Below are 2,786 nucleotides of genomic sequence, written 5' to 3'. Positions count from 1 at the left end.
CGCGATCGCCGGGTAACTGAGCTCGGTTCTCTTTGTTGTCGACGGGTCAATCGATCTGTCGCAGCGTGCAGCGGTATCTTCAGCTGGCGCCAGGAGAACCGGTGAGGCGGAATTCTTAGACAGGCTCACCAGCGACGAAATTCTCGATGAGGTCTTGTGCGGCGAAGCCAACGGCAAGGGAAAGGGCAGCCGCTAACGTTGCGAACGCCCCCAAGACGACACCGAATCCGGCGACTGTCGCAGCCAGCGCCACCGCCACAACGGTGACCACTACCACAGTCGTGCTGACGGCGAGGTCAATTAGGGTCTGATCGAAACCACGGTGTTCGAGACCACGCTCGACTGTTCGAGACATGAATGACTTCCCGATCCAGTAAATGAGCGCGAATGCGACGACGAACAACGCGACCGTCGTCAGTGCACTCACAAGTGGCGGGATGTACTGTTGGGGATCGATGGAAACTCCTTGCTGAAGTGGTAACATACTCTCGTGGGTGATATAGCAAGGTGTTTATTTATATCCTCGGATGGAAGATGATACACATTATTGTGAAATTTTTGAATTAAAAATTTATTAACATATATGGCATATTAAAGATTTTGTCCTATATGAGCGAGCCTGGTGATCAAGCCAAAGAGGTGAAGTCGGTTACTGGTCTGAGTTTTGAGCCGGTGCAACCATATCGTCGATTTGGAGAACGAGGATGTTGTCCGTCTCGTCTATCCCATCAACGTGGCCCTCGATCTCGAGCTTCGAGAGGGGTGTTGGGCCCACGGTGACGGCGTCGTCCTCGTGAAAATCGGTAATCGAGCCCTGAATATGCACCTCTGCGCGGCAGAGATCTGGATGGTGAACGCTCGAGAGGTCGATCTCCTCGACAATAACGCCCTCGACGTCTTCACCTTCGTGCTCAAGCGGGACAGACGCAGGATTGTTCATCTGCTGGATCTCCAAAGCCTCGTAGGCCGTCGCCGTCGGCTTGTAGCCGCCCTTTGGTCCGGGGACGCCCTCGACGAGTTGGAGCGCTTTCAGACTCTGCATCTGATTACGGATCGTGCCAGGGTTTCGGTTGACCTCCTCAGCGATCTCCTCGCCTTTGATCGTGTCTTCGGATTCTCTATGAAGGTTCGTCAGCGTGCGCAGGATCTTCTTCTGGCTCGATGTGAGGTCGATTGATGACATATGAGAAACTCCACTATAGATGCTGATAAAATTATCGGTTGTCCCTATATGAGGAGAAATGGCTCCTCAATCAGCTATTATTTTGTAGCTCTAGAAACATTTGAATTGAATGTTCGTCCACAGGCAACTAACTGACAGTCAGGACTGTGCCGCTAGCCATGCGATATCCAACCAGATAGGGAATGTTGTACTACCCCTCACCTGGATCTGGAATCTGGATTTCCCGCAATCACTACTAAGAACATTTCCTCTTTTAGTTGGAGAAGAACAATCAAACCTATGATTCTGCATGTCTGTGACTTACTTGCATGACCTGGTTTCCCTTCCGGAATGTTCCCCCCAGGTTGTGCGATCTGTTAGTGTGATTCCGATCGGGTTGTACCACCACTCCCAATCCGGTCGGGTTCGCACGTAGCGCGATCAGATTCCGGGATTCGATAGAGACTCTGTCGTGCATCTCGAATATAAATGCCTTCCTCGATCAAACCCCTGGATTCGAGCCGCTGCAATGCATCGCGAACCGTGCGTTTTGCAAGACGTGTCTCGTCAGTCAATTCGTTCTGAGTCAATTCGTGCTCGTATTGGAGAACCTTATAGACGAGTTTCGAACTCGGAGGTAGATCCGTTAACTCCTGAGTTGATTCTGGCATATGATTTAATATAGTATTCCTATCCCATATCACTGCAAGTCAGTTTCGATCTCCGTATCACAAAATATTGCTCTGTAGGAACGGTAGACTGGACCGCCGCAATCGCGTTATCTCCGTAGAAAGCGAAGAGGCAGAGTGTTGTGGTATCCGAATTCCGCCTCTTCACCCGAAAATCGGTTGCGAAAGCTAAAAGCGTTGTCGAGAACCCGGACGAACCCGCCAACCCCGATAGTGACTCAGCTAAGTTTTGGGTATACTTACCGTAATTTGGGCCACCTTTACGGTAAATAGTGGAGTACTGGGATTTGCGTACTTATTCGGCGAGTCGCTGAGCGAGTAATCGGGCTAGCGCTGCCTCGTCACGTTCGAGTGCGATCGCCGACGCGGTTGCAGTCGCGTCGGCGATACTCTCACACTCGTACTCACTCATAACCTCCGTAAGCTGCTCAAACACCTCGTCAGGGACTGTAATCGACGTATAGCCATCCGGTGGCATGTTTCGGTCTCGTATCGTTACGGTAAAATAGCATCGGTTTACCGTAAAACGACTATACCCAATTATTCTGTGAATCACTACGCCGTGCGTGCGCGAAGCTGGCACCTCGAATTTCGCGAGATGGTTCTCAAATGTGCGGTCTACAATCTTCGTCGATCGGTTAGATATCCGTAGGAACCGCCGCAGTATTGCGGTTTCCCACCAGTGGATACACTAGCGAAACCTGCAAAATCAGCTCACGGCTAGCGGTCCTACGAAGCACAAAATATGACGACATAGGGTGTCATAGAACTCTTTGAACATCTCGGTAGCACTCGAAAAACGGCTGCCTGATACTTACGGACATAAATACGTAAAGATATTTGGCGGATTGATGCTGTCGAGTGCAGCGAGCGCGGCATCCTGAAGTTCGTCCAGTGAGTCGAAGAGGCGGTTACCGAGTACCTGATTGAGCTTC

At 50.9% G+C, this 2,786-nt stretch carries 3 protein-coding genes and 4 pseudogenes; 2 read left to right on the top strand and 5 right to left on the bottom strand.

The window, feature by feature from the left end:
• Nucleotides 1-127: 127 nt before the first annotated feature.
• The 3 genes and pseudogenes from LCF40_RS23010 to LCF40_RS23000 form a co-directional block, all read right to left on the bottom strand.
• Nucleotides 128-484 (bottom strand): annotated as a pseudogene (locus LCF40_RS23010) (mechanosensitive ion channel family protein); the annotation flags it as partial.
• A 165-nt stretch (nt 485-649) separates the two neighbouring features.
• Nucleotides 650-1,183 carry an Rrf2 family transcriptional regulator gene (locus tag LCF40_RS23005; RefSeq protein WP_224830444.1) on the bottom strand — a complete coding sequence of 178 codons (534 nt, stop codon included), beginning with the start codon at nt 1,181-1,183 and terminating at the stop codon, nt 650-652.
• Between the two features lie 356 nt (nt 1,184-1,539).
• Nucleotides 1,540-1,833, bottom strand: coding sequence for a MarR family transcriptional regulator (locus LCF40_RS23000; protein ID WP_224830443.1), 294 nt, complete (start codon nt 1,831-1,833; stop codon nt 1,540-1,542).
• A 140-nt stretch (nt 1,834-1,973) separates the two neighbouring features.
• Here LCF40_RS23000 and LCF40_RS22995 point away from each other — a divergent pair.
• Nucleotides 1,974-2,063: pseudogene (locus LCF40_RS22995) on the top strand (IS5/IS1182 family transposase); the annotation flags it as partial.
• An 83-nt stretch (nt 2,064-2,146) separates the two neighbouring features.
• On the opposite strand, the gene LCF40_RS22990 reads toward LCF40_RS22995, so the two are convergent.
• Nucleotides 2,147-2,329 (bottom strand): hypothetical protein, encoded by a 183-nt coding sequence (locus tag LCF40_RS22990; RefSeq protein WP_224830442.1) that lies wholly within the window; start codon nt 2,327-2,329, stop codon nt 2,147-2,149.
• Between the two features lie 81 nt (nt 2,330-2,410).
• Here LCF40_RS22990 and LCF40_RS22985 point away from each other — a divergent pair.
• Nucleotides 2,411-2,503, top strand: a pseudogene (locus LCF40_RS22985) (IS5/IS1182 family transposase); the annotation flags it as partial.
• 162 nt (nt 2,504-2,665) lie between these two features.
• Here the strand turns inward: LCF40_RS22985 and LCF40_RS22980 are convergent.
• Nucleotides 2,666-2,786 (bottom strand): annotated as a pseudogene (locus LCF40_RS22980) (IS630 family transposase); the annotation flags it as partial.

This window comes from Saliphagus infecundisoli (assembly GCF_020177375.1).
Classification (GTDB): Archaea; Halobacteriota; Halobacteria; order Halobacteriales; family Natrialbaceae; genus Saliphagus; species Saliphagus infecundisoli.
This window is presented reverse-complemented; position numbering and strand designations above follow the sequence as displayed.

Bases quoted from the DNA above. Each gene is read 5' to 3' on its own strand.
- LCF40_RS22990 (WP_224830442.1), bottom strand. From the start codon at position 2,329: ATGCCACCGGATGGCTATACGTCGATTACAGTCCCTGACGAGGTGTTT.
- LCF40_RS23000 (WP_224830443.1), bottom strand. From the start codon at position 1,833: ATGCCAGAATCAACTCAGGAGTTAACGGATCTACCTCCGAGTTCGAAA.
- LCF40_RS23005 (WP_224830444.1), bottom strand. From the start codon at position 1,183: ATGTCATCAATCGACCTCACATCGAGCCAGAAGAAGATCCTGCGCACG.